Raw genomic sequence first — 18,181 nt, forward strand, 5'->3', positions numbered from 1 at the left:
ATTACTGCATTATATATTGAATTAATGCTTAAGAAGCTTCTTTCTCATACTGTTTTATACGGAATATCTCCTCATGTTTCCAAAATCGCCTCAATATTTATTCTCCCGATTATTACAAAATACCTTACTGAATTAGATTATGGTGTTTTTGGTACTATAACTGCATATCAAACAGCTTTATCGGTATTGTCAACTATTGGATTGCGTGTTGTTTTAGTTAATTCCTATTTTAAATCTCCAAGTCAATTTAAATGGCTATGGAGACAAGTTTATGGATTCCTTATTCAATGGTCCATTGTATTTGCTTTTTTATCAGCAGTTATACTCTATTTCATTATACCTCCTGAAGCTAGACAAAATGAATTCAAAATCATTTGTCTTTCAGTTTTCCCTCTAGTTTTATTTGGACCAGTAAATTTGATAGGGTTTAATTTTTACCAATTAAGACAAGAACCTATTCAAATCGCAATTCGTACTATTTGTTCAGGTTTAATTACGGTATTCCTTAATTTATATTTTATAGCCATTTTAAAAATGGGCTATATGGGTTGGATTTGGTCTACTTGTATAGTTAGTATTTTATTGAACCTCTCTTATCTTTTTCCAGTACTAATTACTCACCAACTGACACCAATTTTTAATTATAAAAAGGGAACAATCCTAAATTCTTTACGAATTAGCCTTCCACTTGTTCCACACTATTATTCAGGCTTTTTATTAGAAAGCTCTGATAAAGTAGTCATGGATAATTTGGGAGTTGGGACACCTTCAATTGGTAAATATAATGTGGCTTATACCGTTGCTAGAGTAGTCAGCAGTTTAGGAAATGCCTTGGGGTTAGCTATAGGGCCTTTACTAAATAATTTTTATAAACAAAACGATTATATCAAAGCGAGAAATTTAATTGTAACGTCTCAAAAATTGATGCTCTTGCTAACTGCTGGTTTGGCATTATGGTTAAAAGAGATTTTCATGTTTTTAATCAATAATGATCAATTGGCTGAGACATATGATGTAGGTATAGTTTTAGTTATGAGTTATGCTTACAGACCTATGTACCTTGGAGCTAGTGCACGCCTGATGTTTGAAGAGAAGACGACTTGGATGCCTAGACTAACATTTACAGCCGGTGCTTTTAATGTGTTTTTGAATCTGTTATTAATTCCAATTTTTGGTTTTGAAGTGGCTGCAATAACTACTTTCATCAGTTATATGCTGATGGGATATGGTTTTTATTTTGTTAGAACTGTTAGAGAGTTGTTGGTTGTTAACTACTATCCCATTTTCATGTTTCTAGTTACATGCTTATTGACTATTGGAGTATTTTATGCCCGAGATTTGAAGGTTGAATTTAAGTTAGTTATAAGTCTATTTGTTCTTTTATGTATTTCTTTTTTTTATATCAAATCCAAAAGCCTTAAAAATGAGTATGGATAGGGAAAAGATTATAGATTTTTTGAATGCAAATTATGTTTCCGTATTTATCAATCACCCTATTCTTGGTAAAATTGACTTATGGCCATTAATTCGTGTACAGCTATACTCCCAATTAATTAAAAATTTAGAAAATTTGTCCACCTCTAAGGATGAAAGGAAAAGTACCATTTTTGAAAAAATTGTATCAATACCTTCAAGGCTGAGGTCTATAGCTGAATGTTTTTTTATAAAGAAAAATGAAAGGTTACTACTCGGGGCTAATTCACATAGAGTAGATCATGAGGGCAGTAGCTTTAATAGGTTTTTTGATCCAGAATTAACGAAGAATGGCTTACTTCTAGAATATGCAGGAAAAAGGGATGTAAACTATTATTCTAAAACAATTGAGCTCTTTGAGGTTTTACCAATTTGGTCTTTTTTCTCAGGTTATAATAAATATTCTATAAAGGAAGCTGAACTTTTTAAGTTAAGATGTCTGCTAGATGTTGTTTCGAAGAGATTTGGTTGTCCTTTTTTAAACTTTGAATCTACTATTCTCACTTCATTGAGGACGATAGGTAAATGGGAAAATTTATTTACTTTCTTATTAAAGAAATCAAGGGCTCAGGAGGTAGTGGCATTGTGCTATTATAGTAATCCTGTATTTGGAGCTTTTTTAGCGGCATCACGTATAGGGGTTAAAAAAGTAGATTTGCAACACGGTCCACAAACTTCAACACACGGAGCTTACGGTAAATGGAAATACATTTTCAAGAATCATAATTACTTAATGCCAAATGAATTTTGGACTTGGGATGAATCGTCTGCCAAAACAATTAATGATTTTACTTTAAATCCTGAATATCACAGATCAGTTGTTTATGGTAATGATTGGATTAAATATTGGAAGAATAAGAATTCAAAAATGGCTATACCCAATTCGTTATATTTATTGAGCCTACAGCCATTGGAAACACCTATACCTTCAGATTTTTTAAATTTTATGGCAAAAACGGCTGGAGATGGTGTTTTCTGGTGGATAAGATTTCATCCACGTCAAACGTTATTAGACTATGCTTTTGTTAAGGAGTTACTAATCAATCATATAACGAATGATGAATCTTTTTTTCTAGATAAGGGAAATGAATTTCCACTACCGGAGATACTAAAAAATACTTCAGTACATTTTACTTGCTTTTCTGGGACTGCATTGGAAGCGGCAGAATTCAATATTCCAACATACTTTTTAGATTCTAGAGCTTGTGATTTAATAGTTCAAAGGCCAAAATTATTCTTTTGGTTTCGAGATTTTAAAATCGGTTGGGAAAAATTCGAAGTTGAATGAGGTTATTAACTAAAATATTTGAATTTATTTCAAAAAGAAATGTGATTCAAGTTACTGATCGTTTAAAAATATCAAATTCTGCTAAAATATCTGGTTGTAAATTATTCGGTAATATAGAGATATCAGAAAATGTAAAAATAGCTGGAGGGGTTCAAATACACTCTGAATCCAAAAAAGTAACAATCGGTAGATATTCAGCAATTAATGGCCCGAATACAGATATTCATTGTTATATAAATTCTGTTAGGATAGGAGCTTTTACAAGCATTGCGAGGAATGTTAATATCCAGGAGTTTAATCATAACTACACAGGAATATCAACGTACTTAATTAATAAGAATATTTTCGGTAAAAGTAAAAGTCTAGATATTCATAGTAAAGGCGAAATTATCATTGGTAATGATGTTTGGATTGGGGCACAATGCGTTATCCTGAGTGGTGCGAAGATAGGGAACGGAGCTATTATCGCTGCTAACTCAGTCGTTGTGGGTGATATTCCTGCCTATGCTATTGCTGCAGGAACACCGGCTAAAGTTTTAAAGTTTAGGTTTGATAGAGAGACAATTGACATATTGGAATCAATGGCATGGTGGGAATGGTCTATCGAAAAAATCATTGAGAATGAAGATTTATTTAATTTGAAAAAAATTAATTCTTGTAGTTTAAATTCGTATTTACAGAATGACTAAAAAAACGTATAGATCTGAATTGAGAATCTTAAATATTAATGTTAAAAGTATAAACAGTTTTTGTTATCAGTACCGTATCTCAGGTTTAATCTAGTTAGTTGCAATCACTCATTTCGGTAATTGTATATTTTCTTGTTCTGTTGAATTTTTCTTTCTAAAAAATGGCTAAAGACATAAACATAATTAGACTACTACATGGGTTCTACATCCGAATTAAGAGAAACTGGAAGGTGTTGATTGCCCTCAATTTTGTCATACTCCTGTTAGTTTACTTTTACCCAAAGAAATACCTATCTGATGTAATTGTTCTTCCTCAAACTAATAACCAGCCTTCTAGTGTAGATTTAGCAGGTTTTGGACCTTTGGCTAACGCAGCTGGATTAAATTTAGGCGGGGCTTCAAACTCTGTTGGAATTAGTTCTACTCTATATCCAGATTTACTAGAGAATCATGAAGTTCAGTTGAGGTTGATCAATAAGAAATTAATGATAAGTGATATCAGTAATGACTCTTTAACCTACAAGCAATATGTTCTAGAATATTATAAGCCAAGTTATGTTGAAGTAATCCGAGAGTATTCTCTCGGATTACCTTCAAAAATCATCAGATTATTTAAATCAGGTGAAAATACTGAGATGGAGAATACAGATGATGAAGCCAATCAACTGAAAGAGGATAAGGTCAATTTTATTTCCAAAGTAGATGAAGGGGTTATCAATAGAATGAGATCTGAAGCATTTATTTCTATCGATTCAAGAAGTCGATTAGTGACTGCTGGTTTTGAGTCAGATTATCCTGAGATTTCTAGTCAAATGACCTTGGCGTTATTAGAAGTTTTAAAAAATAAGCTAACTGAATTCGAGTCTGCAAAAGCTATGCGAGATTACGAGTTCATTAAAGGTCTTTTTGAGAAAAAGAAAAGTGAATATTTGATGGCTCAAGCAAAGTTGGCAGAGTATGAAGATATGAATGCTAACCTGGTAACAAGTAGAGGACAGTCAGGTTTGAGGAATCTCCAAACAGACTTTTCTATTGTTAGTGCTGTTTATCAAAAATTAGCTACAGATTTGGAACAGGCTAAGATTAAAATGGAACAGGATAAGCCTTTCTTCTACGTAATTAAAGAAATCACTATACCTAATAAGGCCACTCAAAGCATAACCAAGAGATTTATTTTGGCTGAAATCGTTTTTCTTTTGTTTGTGTCGGTAATTATAGCCTTTTCGGTTTTTTCTGAGCCTTTATTTAATGAATTGAGGCAAATTCAAAGCGAAAGATAATTTGAAGTTATTAGTAGGTATTCTTAGAGTAGATGAGCCTCAGTTCTACTTTTTGAAAGAACAGCTTCAAAGGTACTTGGCCGATAATGATGACTACTTTGTAATCAATAACTTGCCTAAGAATGAGGCACATGACTTGCTTTATTCGACCTTCTATAAGAATAGAAATGATTTTGACATTTTCCTGAAGCTAGATGCAGACATGTTCATAACAGATGATCAGTTTATTGATTGGCTTAAAGGAAAGTTTGAAAATGATATAGAGTTAGATTGGCTACATTTTCATATATGGGACTATTTCTTGGAAGATTACATAAGTGGTGTTAATGCTTATAGTAATCGAGTCAGATGGACTGCAAATACTGATAATCTATATACCGATAGGACGTTAATCTCAAGCTCAGTTCTAAAAAGTGAGATAGTCTCAAGACCCTCTTCAAAGTATATTTTACACTGTCCGGATCCTAGTGATGAACAAGCGTTTAATTTTGGGAGTCATAGAGCTATTAAAGCTTTTCCAAGAGGTGTTGAAATGCCGAAAAGAAACTCGACTCATGGCGAGGTATTTTTTTTATTATGTAAATCAATTTTCCTGAACTTCACTCGACAAAAACTTATTGCCATGGCAGCCTATATTCTTGCTGTAAAGAAGAAGGTCTCAGATGAGTTTATAAATAGAAGTTCAAATAATAGAGAAAAATCACTTGAAACGTTAGCCTCTAAAACTAATAGAGAACTATTAATCTATCTATTTGTCAATTATGAAAGCTATTTCTTGATGTTGGGAAAGTTAGGGTATGTCCTTTTATACAAATTGAAATTACGAGAGGCTAAGTGATTTTAATTCCGACTTTATTTTTCGAAGAGACCTACGCAGGGTGGGCTAAGTTTACCCGTAGGATGATCCCTTACTTAGAAGACCAGAATGTTGTAGTTCTAACTTTTAGGTCAGAATTGAAAAGTGATATCCCTCATGCTATAATTCCTTTTGATTTTATAAAAAACAATAGGATTAGAAGTTTATGGTTCAGCTTATATGCATGTTTTTTTATTCTTGCCAATAGGAGAAAAGTTTCAGCCGTATTCTGTCCCAACCTTTATTTGTTTTCCTTATTGATTGCAGGCGTTTCTATATTAACTAATTCAACATTTACTGGTAGGGTCTGTGCCAATGAGTTGAAAAGCTTTTACTCTAGATCTTCTACCTTGAGAAAATGGTTAGCGAAAAGGTTTCATAATATAATCGTTCTAAGTGAGGCATCTAAAACAGAGGCACAAACGTTGTTGGGCAATGAAATTAATATTGAGTTTATTCCTAATCCTGTTGATGAATTTTTTATAAATAAAGCTAGAAGCCCTCAAGAAGCAAATGTGTTGTTTGTTGGAGAATTTAACCCGAGAAAGGGATTAAAGCGTTTGCTCAGTTCTTGTAGAAATGCAAAAGTAGGCGTGACTAATCTAAAACTGACCATAATCGGTCCAATTACTGATAAGCCCTATTATGATGAGCTGGATAGATTTTATGATTTTGCAACATGTGATTGGATAACTATTCTTGATAAACTAGAGAAAGAAAGTTTGCTAAATTTTTATTCTTCATCCACAGTTTTTGTTTTGCCCTCCTACAGTGAGGGTATGCCAAACGTTTTACTAGAAGCTATGGCAGTTGGAGTACCATGCATTGGCTCGCGTATCCCAGGAATAGTTGAAAATATCTATCATGGTCAAACAGGTATGCTTTTTTCAGGAGAGGATTTTTCTCAAGAGTTAATAAAGCTATTGACCCATAAGAATCTCAGAGAATTAATTTCTGAGCAAGGTAAGCTCTTCATTGAAGCTGAGCGGTTGCCCAAAAAGGTCTTTAACATTTACAATAACATTATTTTTGATGGGGCTACTTCAAATTCTTAAATCAGATTTTAGAGTTAATAAAAGATTCAATCAAAGACTATTTTTATTTATTGTCAGGGGTAACACGTATAACTGGCCAAAAGGCATATTATATTCATTGATTAGATTACTTTTTAAGATCTGGAATTCTCTTTTTTCGATAGCTTTTAACTCCGAAGTGCCTTCTTCTGTTAATATTGGGTCAGGGCTAAGAGTGCCTCATCCATATAACATAATAGGGTTACTTACTTAAATCGCAGAGCAAAAAAGATGAACCCTCTTTTAAAGCAACCAGTAATTGTTTTTAGGGGGGTAGCTCTAAATTTGATTAAATTGTAAGTATTTGGTTTGCAGTCTTTTGCTGCCTAAATAAGTAACCCTATAACATAATTATTAAAAAAAACACTTCAATAGGGGATAATGTAACCATTTTTCATGGCGTAACGATTGGTTCAGATGAGGTCAAAGAGGTGGAAACTGTTATTGGAGACAATGTGTATTTTGGTTGTAATGTCACGGTACTTTCAGTGTCAAAGATTTGCTCAAATTCAAAATTAGCGGCTCACGCTTTAGTTTTGAGAGATATAGAAAACCCAGGTACAATCAAGGGACTTTATAAATGATATTTTATTTAATCTTATCATTAATTAGTGTATTGTTTTTGATAATCGCTGATTCTTTAGACAATGGAAAAAAAGCGTTCTCACAAGCCTTTGCGATATTTTTAGCAATAATATCTGCTATTCGTTATGATGTAGGGTTCGACTATCCTGTTTACTATGAAGTAGCTTCACAACAAGGTGATTTTTTATGGGAGTTCTTAAGGTTTGAGTTTTTAAGTAAAATAATTGTTTTTACCGTATGGCTGTTCAAGCTGCCTTATCTCATATTTTTCATTTACAGTTTTTTAACTGTCTATTTCGTATTTCAAGGGTTAAAACGTTTGATGCCAGATAGCTTGCATATAGGACTTTTTATATACGCACTGTTCCCTTTATTCTTCATTGACTCGTTCAGTTTAATCAGGCAACATTTAGCTATAGCAATAATATTTTACGCTATTAGTTTTTTAATAAATAGGAAGTTTCTGACTTATATAATAATTGTTTGTATCTCTGGATTAATTCATTCTGGTTCTTTTGTAACCATACTTTTAATCCCGATGTGTTTCGTTAAAATAAAGCCATGGGTTTTTACCTTTTTTGTTGCTTTGACATTTGTATTTGGTCGTCAGATTACTTTAATGTTATTGGATATTTCTGGTTTTAGTAGCTCATATTTAAGCCCTGAAGGTGTTAAAGGTACCGGTGGTAACCTAATAAGATTTCTAATGAATGGAGTTGCACTAGGCCTTTTATTTTTGCAGAACAGGCTAAATGAGAAGGTACATTTTTTTGTAGGAATATTTTCGTTAGGAATTCTATTTTATAATCTTTTTGGTTCTTTTGGCCATGCAGGTATAAGGGTGTTCGAGTATTTTTCGATATCTATTGTTCCTCTTATGCCATTGGTTGTTAAGGCCTTTAAACCTCAAAGATTAGTATCTATTTCAGCCTGTCTCATTTTATTAGTTTTTAACCTGTCATACATTTCATTGACGACAAGAAATGAAAAGAAGTCAGCATTGACTCCTTACAGTACGATTTTCACAACAGACAATAAAGGGAAGTTCAAGTGAAAAGAAAGATATACATCATTGATTTAGCTGAAAGATCTCCTGCTTATAACAAAGAGCTACATAAAGCACTTAAGGAAAATGGGTCTTCAGCTGAGTATGTAGACTCCACTTTTAAATCTAATATGTGGGGCTACGTGAAATATTTCCCTCAAAAGAAGGGGCTGCTTTTTAAACACTTTAAATTTATTAATCTTCTTTTAAATCACTTATTCTTCTATAGGTCAATTCTTAAATCGAAGCATTTAACAACTCTACACTTTCAATGGCTTCCGTTATTTGATAAAACATCGCTAGAGTTGTTCATCTTAAAGAGACTAAAAAAAAGGGGGCATAAATTGGTACTAACCATTCATAATGTGCTTCCTCATGATTCAAATCTGACTTTCAAATCGAGGTTTAAGAAGCTTTATAATGTTATGGACAAAATAATAGTGCATAGCGAAAACATTAGATGTGAGTTAATAAATGATTACAGTATAGCTGAATCGAATATTGAAGTTGTTCGGCATGGCAGCCTTCTCTTTAATCCTGAAGAATATTCGGAAGAAAACAATGAGTTTAGTTACGCTCTTTTCTTTGGGTTAATTCGACCCTACAAGGGGGTTGACTTTTTACTCAGCGCTTGGAAAGAGGTTAATCGAGTAAATCCAAACTTACGTTTAAAAATAATAGGAAAATGCCCAGACTCTTATGAAGAGGTTGTTTTAAGTCATATTCATGATGATATGAACGTAGAGTATAAAAACATTTACGCAGATGTTTCTGAGTTGAAAAAGTATATAAAGGGGGCTTCATTATTGATTTTCCCCTACAGGGCAATTACGACTTCTGGTGCAGTAATAACGGGATTAAGTGCAGGCAAAGCTGCTATTTTAACCGATTTGCCAACTTTTAAATCGGAATTTTCAGAGAGTTGTGAGTTTGTTCAATATGGAAATTCCAGCGAGTTATCTACGGCTATTTTAGGGGTCTCTCAAGATTCAGAAAAAAGAAAGGTCATGATTTCTAATTCACTTGAGTTAATGAAAGAAAAATATAATTGGTCGGGTATATCATTAGATACGATGGAAATTTATAAAAGTCTAAATAATGGATAGGGAAGAACAAGGGTTAGTATCCATTATTATGCCTTCATACAATTCTGCAAAATACGTTAAGAACACAGTGCAAAGTGTGTTGAACCAGAAATATGAAAATTGGGAATTGCTAATAACTGATGATTGTTCACGCGATAACACCATGGATTTGCTAACGGATTTGTCTGAGAGTGATGACAGAATAAAAGTGTTTAAGCTTGCTGAAAATGCTGGCCCTGCCGTAGCCAGAAACAAATCAATTCAGGAAGCTAAGGGTAGATATATTACTTTTCTAGATAGCGATGATATTTGGAATGTGGACTTTTTAAAATCAATGCTATCTTTTATTAAAGAGAACAATTATTCCTTCGTTTTTGCTTCGTACAAACGATTCTCTGAGAGAGATAACCACTATATAAGCGATTTTATCGTTCCTAATAAGGTAAATTATAAGTCACTATTGAAAACATGTCCAATATCTTGTTTAACTGCACTTTATGATGTCGAAAAGCTTGGTAAACAATATATGCCTATCATAGATAAAAGACAGGACTATGGACTTTGGTTGAAGTTATTAAAAATTACAGACTATGCATACGGATACAAAGTTCCATTAGCTACTTATATGATTAGGGAGGGTTCTGTTTCTAGAAATAAGTTTGTTGCTAGTAAATATCAATGGAAGATTTATAGAAAGGTTGAGAGATTAAATTTTATCTATTCTTGTTACTGTTTTGTTTGCTACTTTATTAATGGAGTTAAAAAGTACTCGAGATAGTTAAATACTGTTTTATCCAGTAATTATAAATCTTCAACTAGAGGTCCCTCCTTTTTCTGCTGTTTAATTCATAGTTTTGCAATTAAAGTATGGAACGAACCCTCCTCATAGCAGGTACATCTTTCCTCTTGACATTCTTGGTATTTCCTGTCTTTATTAAATTTTTCAAGCGAAGGAATTTTTTAGATGATCCAGGTGGAAGGAAGATTCATACAGCCAAAACACCAGCTATGGGAGGGTTGCCTATATTTATTGGGTTTGCGATATCAATTTTGATTTGGGCTCCTTTTGAGGTGTTAAGAGATGTCAAGTATGTGCTCAGTGCGGTTTCCATAATGTTTATTATTGGTTTTAGGGATGATTTGATAAATCTTAGAGCTTATCAAAAGCTGATAGGACAAGTCGCTGCGGCTATGATTATAATAGCTGTTTGTGACATTCGCTTTACTTCCCTTTACAACTTGTTTGGGTTAAGCGATATACCCCTTGCAGTAAGTTACTTGCTTAGTCTTTTTACAATTATAGTAATTACCAATGCCTACAATTTGATTGATGGTATTGATGGACTTTCTGGGTCTGTTGGGATAATTGCAACATTGTTTTTTGGTCTCTTTTTCTTTTTGAATGGGGAAGAGGGATTCGCATTAGTGTCCCTATCCTTAACTGGGGCATTACTAGCATTTCTTAATTATAATTGGGCACCCTCTAAGATATTCATGGGAGATACAGGCTCACTTTTTATAGGCTTTTTCCTCTCCATTTTAACTATAAAGTTTATAGACTTTAACTATTCAATAGTAGGTCAACAATTTGCTTTCGGAGGCTCCATAGGTACCGCAGTTGCTATTCTCATATTGCCATTAGCGGATACATTCAGAGTTTTCGTTAAAAGAGTCTTGAAAGGTAAATCTCCAATGCACCCGGATAGAACACATGTGCATCATATACTTCTTCGGCTTGGGTGTAATCATGCGCAAGCAACGGGTATTCTAGTTACAGTTAATGTAATATTTGTTTTACTTGCTCTAGTACTAAAGGAATTCTCTGATTCAGTCGTAATTCCATCTATTCTTATAACGGTCATTGCTTTAGGGACCATTCTAGATCTTATTTTTAGAGCGGCCATAGATAAGCGAAAAGAAGAACTTCGTGAAAGAAACCGAGCTTCAAGAGATGAAGCTAAAGTGGTTTCCATTTCTAAAAATGCAGGATAGTCATTTCTGCTAGTACATTTCTACTAGGTTTGTTTTAATATCTTATCTTGCGTTGAAGTTTTAAAGCAAGAATGAGATCACACCTTTTTACCTACTTCCTACTATTTTTCTTTAGTATAACCATCTCAAGCCTAAGCGGTCAAAGTCTTCCAGACTTTTCTTCTATAAACATATCGAGTCTTTCTGATCAGCAGATTGAAGCTTATGTGAAGCAGGCTAATGCTATGGGCTATTCCCAGACTGACCTTATCTCTTTAGCCAGATCACAAGGGATGAGCACAAATGAGCTTTCCTTATTAACTGAGAGAATTAATAATGTAGAATCTTCTCGTTTAGCAAAGTCTAGAACAAGTCCATCTACTTCTAGCAGGTTGAGATCAGCTTATACCGATTCTTTGGAAGTTTTAGTTGCAAAGGAAAAATCTGAAATTTATGGTTTAGATATTTTTAGGAAAAGCTCATTTCTTACCTTTCAAACCACTCAAAATACCCCAACTCCGAAGGAATACATACTAGGAGCGGGAGATGAAGTTTATATTGATGTATACGGAGCATCGGAGAGCTATTATCAGGGTACTATAAGTCCTGATGGCACTATTTTGTTAGAAAATATTGGACCTGTAGTCATTAGTGGATTATCTATTGACGAGGCTAGAGGAAAAGTAAAATCTCGATTGGCAGGTTATTATGATGGTATTAATGGAACTAACCCCAATACGTTTGTCTCACTCTCTTTGGGTCAAGTTCGAAGTGTAAACGTAAACGTAATTGGCCAAGTCGAACTCCCAGGGACATACAATCTAAGTGCCTTAAATACGGTTTTCAATGCGCTTTATGCAGCAGGGGGAGTTAATGAAAATGGTACCCTAAGAGAGATCAAGCACTTCAGGAATGGAGAACTTCTTTCCACTATAGATGTCTACGAGTTTCTTCAAAATGGATATTCAATAGGTGATAAGAGAATTGAAAATGGAGACGTAATACTTGTTCAACCATATACTAACAGGGTTACACTCAAAGGAGCCACTAAGATTGCTGGTAAGTTTGAGCTAAAGGCTGAAGAAACTGTTGCGGATCTGATGAAATACTCGGGCGGTTTTGCTGAGAACGCATACACAAAATCAATTAAGTTATATCGGGTTAATGATGGTCAGCGGTTAGTGGTCGATATCCATTCAGACCAGTTCGAGGTTTTTGGAATTAAGACTGGCGATGAATTTATGGTGTCATATGCGCTAGATCGCTTCACAAATAGGGTAATTGTTAAGGGTGCAGTTTTTAGACCTGGAGATTATTCAATTGGTCAGGGACTGACCCTACAAGGGCTTTTGAACAAGGCTGAAGGCCTAAAGCCAGATGCTTTTCAAGACCGTATATTAATTACTAGAACTGGGGAAGATTTCACTACTGAATCTATTTCGATCAGCCTAAAGAATGCCACAACCTTTAATCTACAAAAGGAAGATGTTGTAACCGTATTTTCGAGAAATGAGCTGCGAGAAGAAGCGTTCGTAGAGGTTCTTGGGGAGGTCAATAGCCCAGGAGTGTTTAGCTTCTCTAAAGGATTAACCTTAGATGATGTTTTGTTGCAGGTAGGTGGTACAGTTACATCGGCATATGGAGGTAATGTTGAAATTTCTAGAAGAATATCTACTGAAGAAAATGGCGGGCTTGGCCTATCTGAAACCTATGTTTTCCCAATCGATATGAAAGGAGAAATTGAAGGAGAAAGTGGTTTTGAGTTAGAGCCGTACGATCAAGTTTTATTTAGGAGAAGCCAAAACTTCAGAAGACAGCAGTTAGTGACCGTTGAAGGGCAGGTTAGTTCACCAGGGCTTTATGCCATTAAGAATCAAGGCGAAAGAATTTCAGATATTCTTAATAGGGCGGGAGGTATCACTGAATTCGCTTTTGTGGAAGGGGCTACCTTAATTCGGAAAACAGAGTTTTACGAGGAGCCTACCGACATTGAAAAGCAGATTGATGACCTCATAAGGTTACAAGAGAAATTTGAAAATAACCCGAACCTATTAACAGAAGCTGAGTTGGCTATGATATCTCGAATAGAAGATGATATTCAAGAGCTAGAAAAAAGAAGGGAAAGCAACCAGAGCCTTTCTAGCTTCGCTAAAAGAGAGCGAATTAAGGAGGTAATCGAAAGAAACGCGTTGACATCTAATATTCAGTTGAAACAAGCAGAAGCTATAGGCATAGATTTGCCATCAATAATAAATAGGCCTGGCTCTGTATCTGATTTGCTTTTAGAAGAGGGTGACGTTTTAGTTATTCCTAAGAGGTCCGAAACAGTAAGGTTGAGAGGAAAGCTACTTTACCCAACAACAAGCAGGTTTGTTGAAGGTAAATCTCTAAAGTATTACATCAACAATGCAGGAGGCTTTGACTATCGAGCTAAGAAGAAGGGGACCTATGTGGTTTATGCGAATGGGGAAGTAGCAAGAACCAAGAGCTTACTTTTTATGAAGTTTTATCCAAAGGCTGCTCCGGGAGCAGAAGTCATTGTACCTACCAAACCTTTAAAGATTCCAATAAGGCTACAAGATGTAATAGGAATTACCAGTGGTCTAGCGACATTGGCTTTAGTTATTAGTCAAATCAGTCAGAATAATTAAGATGGATTCTCAGGACAATTATATAGGAGAGGGGAAAATTTCTTTGGGCTATTTGATCCAAAGGCTCAGGTATTGGGTTCTCTTTATTTTGTCTAAGTGGCTGAAAATTGGACTCGGTACTGTGGTAGTTCTGCTATTAGTAGTTGGTTACAATTATCTGAAGCCTAAAGTTTTTACAGCAAAAGCTACGTTTGTTCTAGACAATGATAGTTCTGGTGGACTAGGAGATTTAGGTTCTATAGCTTCTTTAGCTGGCATTAATGTCGGTGGCATTGCAGAAGGAGGAATCCTGTTTCAGATCGATAATATTCAAGAACTTTATCGATCAAATCGAATGTTAGAGAAGACTTTGTTGAGTCCAATCATTATTGATAGAGAGAAAGTACTTTTGATCAATAGGTTCGCTGAGTCTAATAAACTTACAAATAAATGGTTAGATGAGGGAGTTGAGTTAGCGAGGTTTAATACGGACCGAGAGTCTTTCACTAGAAAGCAGGATAGTCTACTACTGGAATCCATAAAATTAGTTAAAGAGAAATTTCTCTTTATAGATAAACCAAATCGAAAAACTACAATTCTTGAAATAGGCTTTAGGCATGAGGATGAGTTTTTGGCAAAACTATTCACAGAAACCCATGTTAGAAATGTCAATGAGTTTTATTTGGAAACCAAGACTAAAAAAAGCCTGGCCAACCTTCGTATACTTCAGAATCAAGCTGATAGTATAAAAAGGGTTTTAGATGAGTCCCTACTGAACCTTGCCAGAATTGATGAAACCATGCCTAATCCTAACCCGCTATATAAAACATCTCAAGTACCTTATCAGAAAGCAATGATTGATGTGCAGGCGAATAGTTCAATTTATCAAGAGGTAGTAAAGCAGTTGGAATTGGCAAAAGTTGCCCATAGAAATCAAATGCCGTTAATTCAGGTTATTGATAAACCAATTTTACCATTGCCCGATAATCAATGGAGCCTTTTCAAGGCACTTGTAATTGGTGGTTTTGTGGGTTTATGTCTAATGACCTTGTACTTCTTGATCAAGGAGGTTGTCGATAGAGCAATATTGGAGATTTAAGTAAACCACTCGTTGTAAGCTTCAATATCATTGTTGAATTACATATTTACTCTTCTTATAACTGTAAACGGAAAAAGGAAGGGATTACGTTTCGGTTGGTGCTTATTGAATAAGTTATATTATCATTTTAATGCGTTGTTGAGTTAGAAAGGGATCGCTTAAGAAAAAACTGATTTTCTATTGCTAAGCCTTGAATCAAGTACATATTTGTAGTTTAAGTATAAAGAATGAATGAGAGCATAGTTATAACAGGTGTTGCTGGGTTAATAGGAAGTAGAATGGCAGACTGGTTACTTTCTAATTTTCCAGGGTATGAGGTAGTTGGAATAGATAATTTAAGTGGAGGCTACATCGAGAATATAGATTCCCGAATAACATTTTATAACACTGATTGTGCCTCTGCAGAAATAAGGTTAATTTTCGAAAGGCATCAACCAAAATTGGTATATCACTTTGCAGCTTATGCGGCTGAAGGGCTTTCTCCATTTATTAGAAAGTTCAACTATCAAAATAACTTATTGGCTACAGCCAATATTATTAATGAGAGTATTCGCCAAAATGTAGAACGCCTAGTTTTCACTAGCTCAATGGCTGTTTATGGTGCTGGGAATCCCCCTTTCGATGAATCTGATCAGCCTTCACCTATTGATCCATATGGAGTGGCCAAATATGCTTGCGAAATGGATATTCAAATTGCAGGTGAGCAACATGGTTTGGATTGGTGCATTATTCGTCCTCATAATGTTTATGGAATAAAGCAAAATATCTGGGATACTTACAGAAACGTTTTGGGTATCTGGATGTATCAACACTTGAATAACCAACCACTTACAATATTTGGAGATGGTAAGCAAAAAAGAGCTTTCAGTTTTATTGATGATTGCCTTTCTCCATTATGGCAAGCTGGGGTGTCTCCTCAGGCAAGTAAACAGATTGTAAACCTTGGGTCTGCAATAGAATACTCGATTCTGGAAGCAAGTGAGATTCTGAGGGAAGTGATGGAAGGAGGAGAAGTTCTCTTTCAGGAGCAAAGGCATGAGGTTAAGCATGCCCATCCTACTTGGAGAAAGTCTGTGAAGGTCTTAGGGTTTGAGGATAAAACTGATTTGCGTTCTGGTCTTTCTATTATGTGGGATTGGGCACAGAAACAACCGCAAAGAGATCGTTTCCGATGGTCTGAATATGAGTTGGAAAATGGGATCTATGATTTTTGGAAGAACTCTAAAGAGTCATCTAAAACAACTGTCTAATGATTCTTTGGAATCAACAATACTACCCTGATGTGTTTTTGGCAGGAGCCGCAAAGTCTGGGACAACTTATCTCTTTGATTTATTAGCTGCTCATTCACAAATTCAGGGGTGTCATCCCAAAGAGCCATTTTTCTTTATAGATAAGGGAAACCCATATAGACAAACTACTAGAGGAATATTTAGGAGGGAATACTTAGACTTTTATAAGCCTCTTCATGAAGGTTGCTTGCATTTAGACGGAACCTCTCAAACCATTTATCAGCAGGAGTTACTGAGTCAGTTTAATGACATGCCTAAGAAGCCTAAGGTCTTGTTTATATTAAGGGAGCCTGCATCTAGGATTCTTTCCTCATTTCAATATACGTCAAACAACCTAGCAGCTGTCAATAGATTATCTTTTTCTGAATATGTTGATAGTCTTCTTGAGCCTAATCATAGGGTAATAATCGATTCCTGTAAAAACGAAAAGGCAGCTTTTTCACTAACTCATGAGCTTAGGTATTCATGCTATATTTCATATTTGAGTCTTTGGGAAAGGGCTGTTGGTAAAGAAAATATGATGGTGATTCTCTTTGAAGAAATGAATAGAAACCATGAATTAACACTTAAAGAAATTTGTGAATTTCTCGGAATTAAAGCTGAGAGATTGAAAGAGGGATCGGAAAAGGTTAACCAATCGATTTCTGTAAGGAATAAGTCTATTCATTATATTCTAAACAAGGCTTTTTCAATGGCTGGTTATAGAGTTCCATTTAAAAGTTCTATAAAGAGTCTCTATATCAAGCTTCAACATGCCCCCACAACAGAAGATCTAGACTTTCAAGATGATATATCTAGACTAAAAAAGTTCTTTGTCCCATTTAATCAAGAATTGGCCACAAAATTTGACTTGAACCTTAGTATTTGGAATTGATGAGCAAAAAAGAGGCTTCCGTAGCTATCGTCTTGTTGAACTGGAATGGATTTAATCACACAATTAAATGTATTGAGTCTCTTAGAGATATTACCTATAATAATGCAGAAGTTGTTTTAGTGGACAATGGAAGTGAAAATTCTGAGGTTGAGAAACTGAGAGAGATTGCGGGCATAAAGCTAATTGAGAATGATAAGAACTACGGTTTTACTGGGGGGAATAATATAGGGTTGAAGTATGCATTTGAGCATGGTTATGATTATTTAATGATGCTTAATAATGACACGATAGTAGAGCCAGGATTTCTCGAACCATTAATTAATGGTTTTGATGAGGGCACTGGGGCTGTGCAACCTAAGATTTATACCATGGATCCGCCAGATACTATTTGGAATGCAGGTGGCAAGTTTAATAAATGGTTAGGCTTAACAAAAACAATTGGTTCAGGAGCCAAAGACAACCCCTCCTTTGATGTTCAAATGGAGGTGGACTGGATTACAGGTTGTGCAATGGTCTTTCCGGCAAGAATGATTTCCGAAATAGGCTACCTTGATGATAATTTTTTTATCCTTTTCGAGGATTCGGACTGGTCGCTTAGATGCAGGACAAAGGGGTACAAGCTGAAATATGTTCCACAATCCAGAATATACCATTTTGAAAGTGCTACGGCAGTTAGTAGAGTAAAAGGTAAGGAGGGGTTTCGTTCGCCTTTTCGCCAGTATATTAATATTAGAAACCATCTCTATTTTTTAAGGAAGAATTTACCTCTACCATATTGGCCAACAGCTTTTATCTATCAGATTTATAAAATATCAGGATTCTTAGTTTATTACCTGTTGCGAGGCCGTTGGAAGAAATTTAGATTCACATTGAGAGGGGTCAAAGATGGTTTTAGCCCCTATAAAGAAATAGATTTTAACAACGGCTGATCAGCTTATATGAG

16 protein-coding genes are annotated in these 18,181 nt (G+C 34.9%); all 16 read left to right on the forward strand.

Translation table 11 applies throughout. From position 1 onward, the window contains the following. Window positions 1-24 precede the first annotated feature (24 nt). The 16 genes from AWW68_RS05335 (at window position 25) to AWW68_RS05405 (ending at window position 18,167) form a co-directional block, all read left to right on the forward strand. On the forward strand, window positions 25-1,437 hold the full coding sequence (locus AWW68_RS05335; protein WP_068217424.1) for a lipopolysaccharide biosynthesis protein: 1,413 nt from the start codon (window positions 25-27) through the stop codon (window positions 1,435-1,437). Beyond that, the gene (locus tag AWW68_RS05340) at window positions 1,430-2,761 is read left to right on the forward strand and encodes a hypothetical protein (protein WP_157717535.1); all 1,332 of its coding nucleotides are present in this window, start codon (window positions 1,430-1,432) and stop codon (window positions 2,759-2,761) included. Before AWW68_RS05335 ends, AWW68_RS05340 begins: the two co-directional genes overlap by 8 nt. Beyond that, window positions 2,758-3,450 (forward strand): CatB-related O-acetyltransferase, encoded by a 693-nt coding sequence (locus tag AWW68_RS05345; protein ID WP_068217430.1) that lies wholly within the window; start codon window positions 2,758-2,760, stop codon window positions 3,448-3,450. The genes AWW68_RS05340 and AWW68_RS05345 overlap by 4 nt, the downstream gene beginning before the upstream one ends. A 161-nt stretch (window positions 3,451-3,611) precedes the next feature. Then, on the forward strand, window positions 3,612-4,730 hold the full coding sequence (locus AWW68_RS05350; protein WP_068217433.1) for a hypothetical protein: 1,119 nt from the start codon (window positions 3,612-3,614) through the stop codon (window positions 4,728-4,730). Between the two features lies 1 nt (window position 4,731). Then, on the forward strand, window positions 4,732-5,568 hold the full coding sequence (locus AWW68_RS05355) for a hypothetical protein (protein ID WP_068217436.1): 837 nt from the start codon (window positions 4,732-4,734) through the stop codon (window positions 5,566-5,568). Window positions 5,569-5,684: 116 nt separating this feature from the next. Further along, window positions 5,685-6,641, forward strand: coding sequence for a glycosyltransferase family 4 protein (locus tag AWW68_RS05360; protein ID WP_157717536.1), 957 nt, complete (start codon window positions 5,685-5,687; stop codon window positions 6,639-6,641). A 449-nt stretch (window positions 6,642-7,090) separates the two neighbouring features. Next, window positions 7,091-7,243, forward strand: a complete 153-nt coding sequence (locus AWW68_RS20435) for an LbetaH domain-containing protein (RefSeq protein WP_157717537.1) — start codon at window positions 7,091-7,093, stop codon at window positions 7,241-7,243. Further along, window positions 7,240-8,298: an EpsG family protein gene (locus AWW68_RS05365; RefSeq protein WP_068217442.1), complete on the forward strand. Its 1,059-nt coding sequence runs from the start codon at window positions 7,240-7,242 to the stop codon at window positions 8,296-8,298. Before AWW68_RS20435 ends, AWW68_RS05365 begins: the two co-directional genes overlap by 4 nt. Continuing rightward, window positions 8,295-9,395 carry a glycosyltransferase gene (locus AWW68_RS05370; RefSeq protein ID WP_068217445.1) on the forward strand — a complete coding sequence of 367 codons (1,101 nt, stop codon included), beginning with the start codon at window positions 8,295-8,297 and terminating at the stop codon, window positions 9,393-9,395. The genes AWW68_RS05365 and AWW68_RS05370 overlap by 4 nt, the downstream gene beginning before the upstream one ends. Further along, window positions 9,388-10,152, forward strand: a complete 765-nt coding sequence (locus tag AWW68_RS05375) for a glycosyltransferase family 2 protein (protein WP_068217448.1) — start codon at window positions 9,388-9,390, stop codon at window positions 10,150-10,152. The genes AWW68_RS05370 and AWW68_RS05375 overlap by 8 nt, the downstream gene beginning before the upstream one ends. An 89-nt stretch (window positions 10,153-10,241) precedes the next feature. Further along, window positions 10,242-11,366 carry a glycosyltransferase family 4 protein gene (locus AWW68_RS05380; RefSeq protein WP_068217451.1) on the forward strand — a complete coding sequence of 375 codons (1,125 nt, stop codon included), beginning with the start codon at window positions 10,242-10,244 and terminating at the stop codon, window positions 11,364-11,366. Window positions 11,367-11,437: 71 nt separating this feature from the next. Further along, complete coding sequence (locus AWW68_RS05385) at window positions 11,438-13,996, forward strand: polysaccharide biosynthesis/export family protein (RefSeq protein WP_068217454.1); 2,559 nt, start codon at window positions 11,438-11,440, stop codon at window positions 13,994-13,996. 1 nt (window position 13,997) lies between these two features. Then, complete coding sequence (locus tag AWW68_RS05390) at window positions 13,998-15,074, forward strand: GumC domain-containing protein (protein WP_068217457.1); 1,077 nt, start codon at window positions 13,998-14,000, stop codon at window positions 15,072-15,074. A gap of 227 nt (window positions 15,075-15,301) precedes the next feature. Beyond that, window positions 15,302-16,324 (forward strand): NAD-dependent epimerase/dehydratase family protein, encoded by a 1,023-nt coding sequence (locus AWW68_RS05395; protein ID WP_068217460.1) that lies wholly within the window; start codon window positions 15,302-15,304, stop codon window positions 16,322-16,324. Then, window positions 16,324-17,238, forward strand: a complete 915-nt coding sequence (locus tag AWW68_RS05400; RefSeq protein WP_068217462.1) for a sulfotransferase family protein — start codon at window positions 16,324-16,326, stop codon at window positions 17,236-17,238. Before AWW68_RS05395 ends, AWW68_RS05400 begins: the two co-directional genes overlap by 1 nt. After that, on the forward strand, window positions 17,238-18,167 hold the full coding sequence (locus tag AWW68_RS05405) for a glycosyltransferase family 2 protein (RefSeq protein WP_068217465.1): 930 nt from the start codon (window positions 17,238-17,240) through the stop codon (window positions 18,165-18,167). Before AWW68_RS05400 ends, AWW68_RS05405 begins: the two co-directional genes overlap by 1 nt. The last annotated feature ends 14 nt before the right edge of the window (window positions 18,168-18,181 follow it).

Origin of the sequence: Roseivirga spongicola (assembly GCF_001592965.1) — a bacterium.
GTDB lineage: Bacteria > Bacteroidota > Bacteroidia > Cytophagales > Cyclobacteriaceae > Roseivirga > Roseivirga spongicola.

Bases quoted from the DNA above. Each gene is read 5' to 3' on its own strand.
- AWW68_RS05335 (WP_068217424.1), top strand. From the start codon at position 25: ATGCTTAAGAAGCTTCTTTCTCATACTGTTTTATACGGAATATCTCCT.
- AWW68_RS05340 (WP_157717535.1), top strand. From the start codon at position 1,430: ATGGATAGGGAAAAGATTATAGATTTTTTGAATGCAAATTATGTTTCC.
- AWW68_RS05345 (WP_068217430.1), top strand. From the start codon at position 2,758: ATGAGGTTATTAACTAAAATATTTGAATTTATTTCAAAAAGAAATGTG.
- AWW68_RS05350 (WP_068217433.1), top strand. From the start codon at position 3,612: ATGGCTAAAGACATAAACATAATTAGACTACTACATGGGTTCTACATC.
- AWW68_RS05365 (WP_068217442.1), top strand. From the start codon at position 7,240: ATGATATTTTATTTAATCTTATCATTAATTAGTGTATTGTTTTTGATA.
- AWW68_RS05375 (WP_068217448.1), top strand. From the start codon at position 9,388: ATGGATAGGGAAGAACAAGGGTTAGTATCCATTATTATGCCTTCATAC.
- AWW68_RS05380 (WP_068217451.1), top strand. From the start codon at position 10,242: ATGGAACGAACCCTCCTCATAGCAGGTACATCTTTCCTCTTGACATTC.
- AWW68_RS05385 (WP_068217454.1), top strand. From the start codon at position 11,438: ATGAGATCACACCTTTTTACCTACTTCCTACTATTTTTCTTTAGTATA.
- AWW68_RS05390 (WP_068217457.1), top strand. From the start codon at position 13,998: ATGGATTCTCAGGACAATTATATAGGAGAGGGGAAAATTTCTTTGGGC.
- AWW68_RS05395 (WP_068217460.1), top strand. From the start codon at position 15,302: ATGAATGAGAGCATAGTTATAACAGGTGTTGCTGGGTTAATAGGAAGT.
- AWW68_RS05400 (WP_068217462.1), top strand. From the start codon at position 16,324: ATGATTCTTTGGAATCAACAATACTACCCTGATGTGTTTTTGGCAGGA.
- AWW68_RS05405 (WP_068217465.1), top strand. From the start codon at position 17,238: ATGAGCAAAAAAGAGGCTTCCGTAGCTATCGTCTTGTTGAACTGGAAT.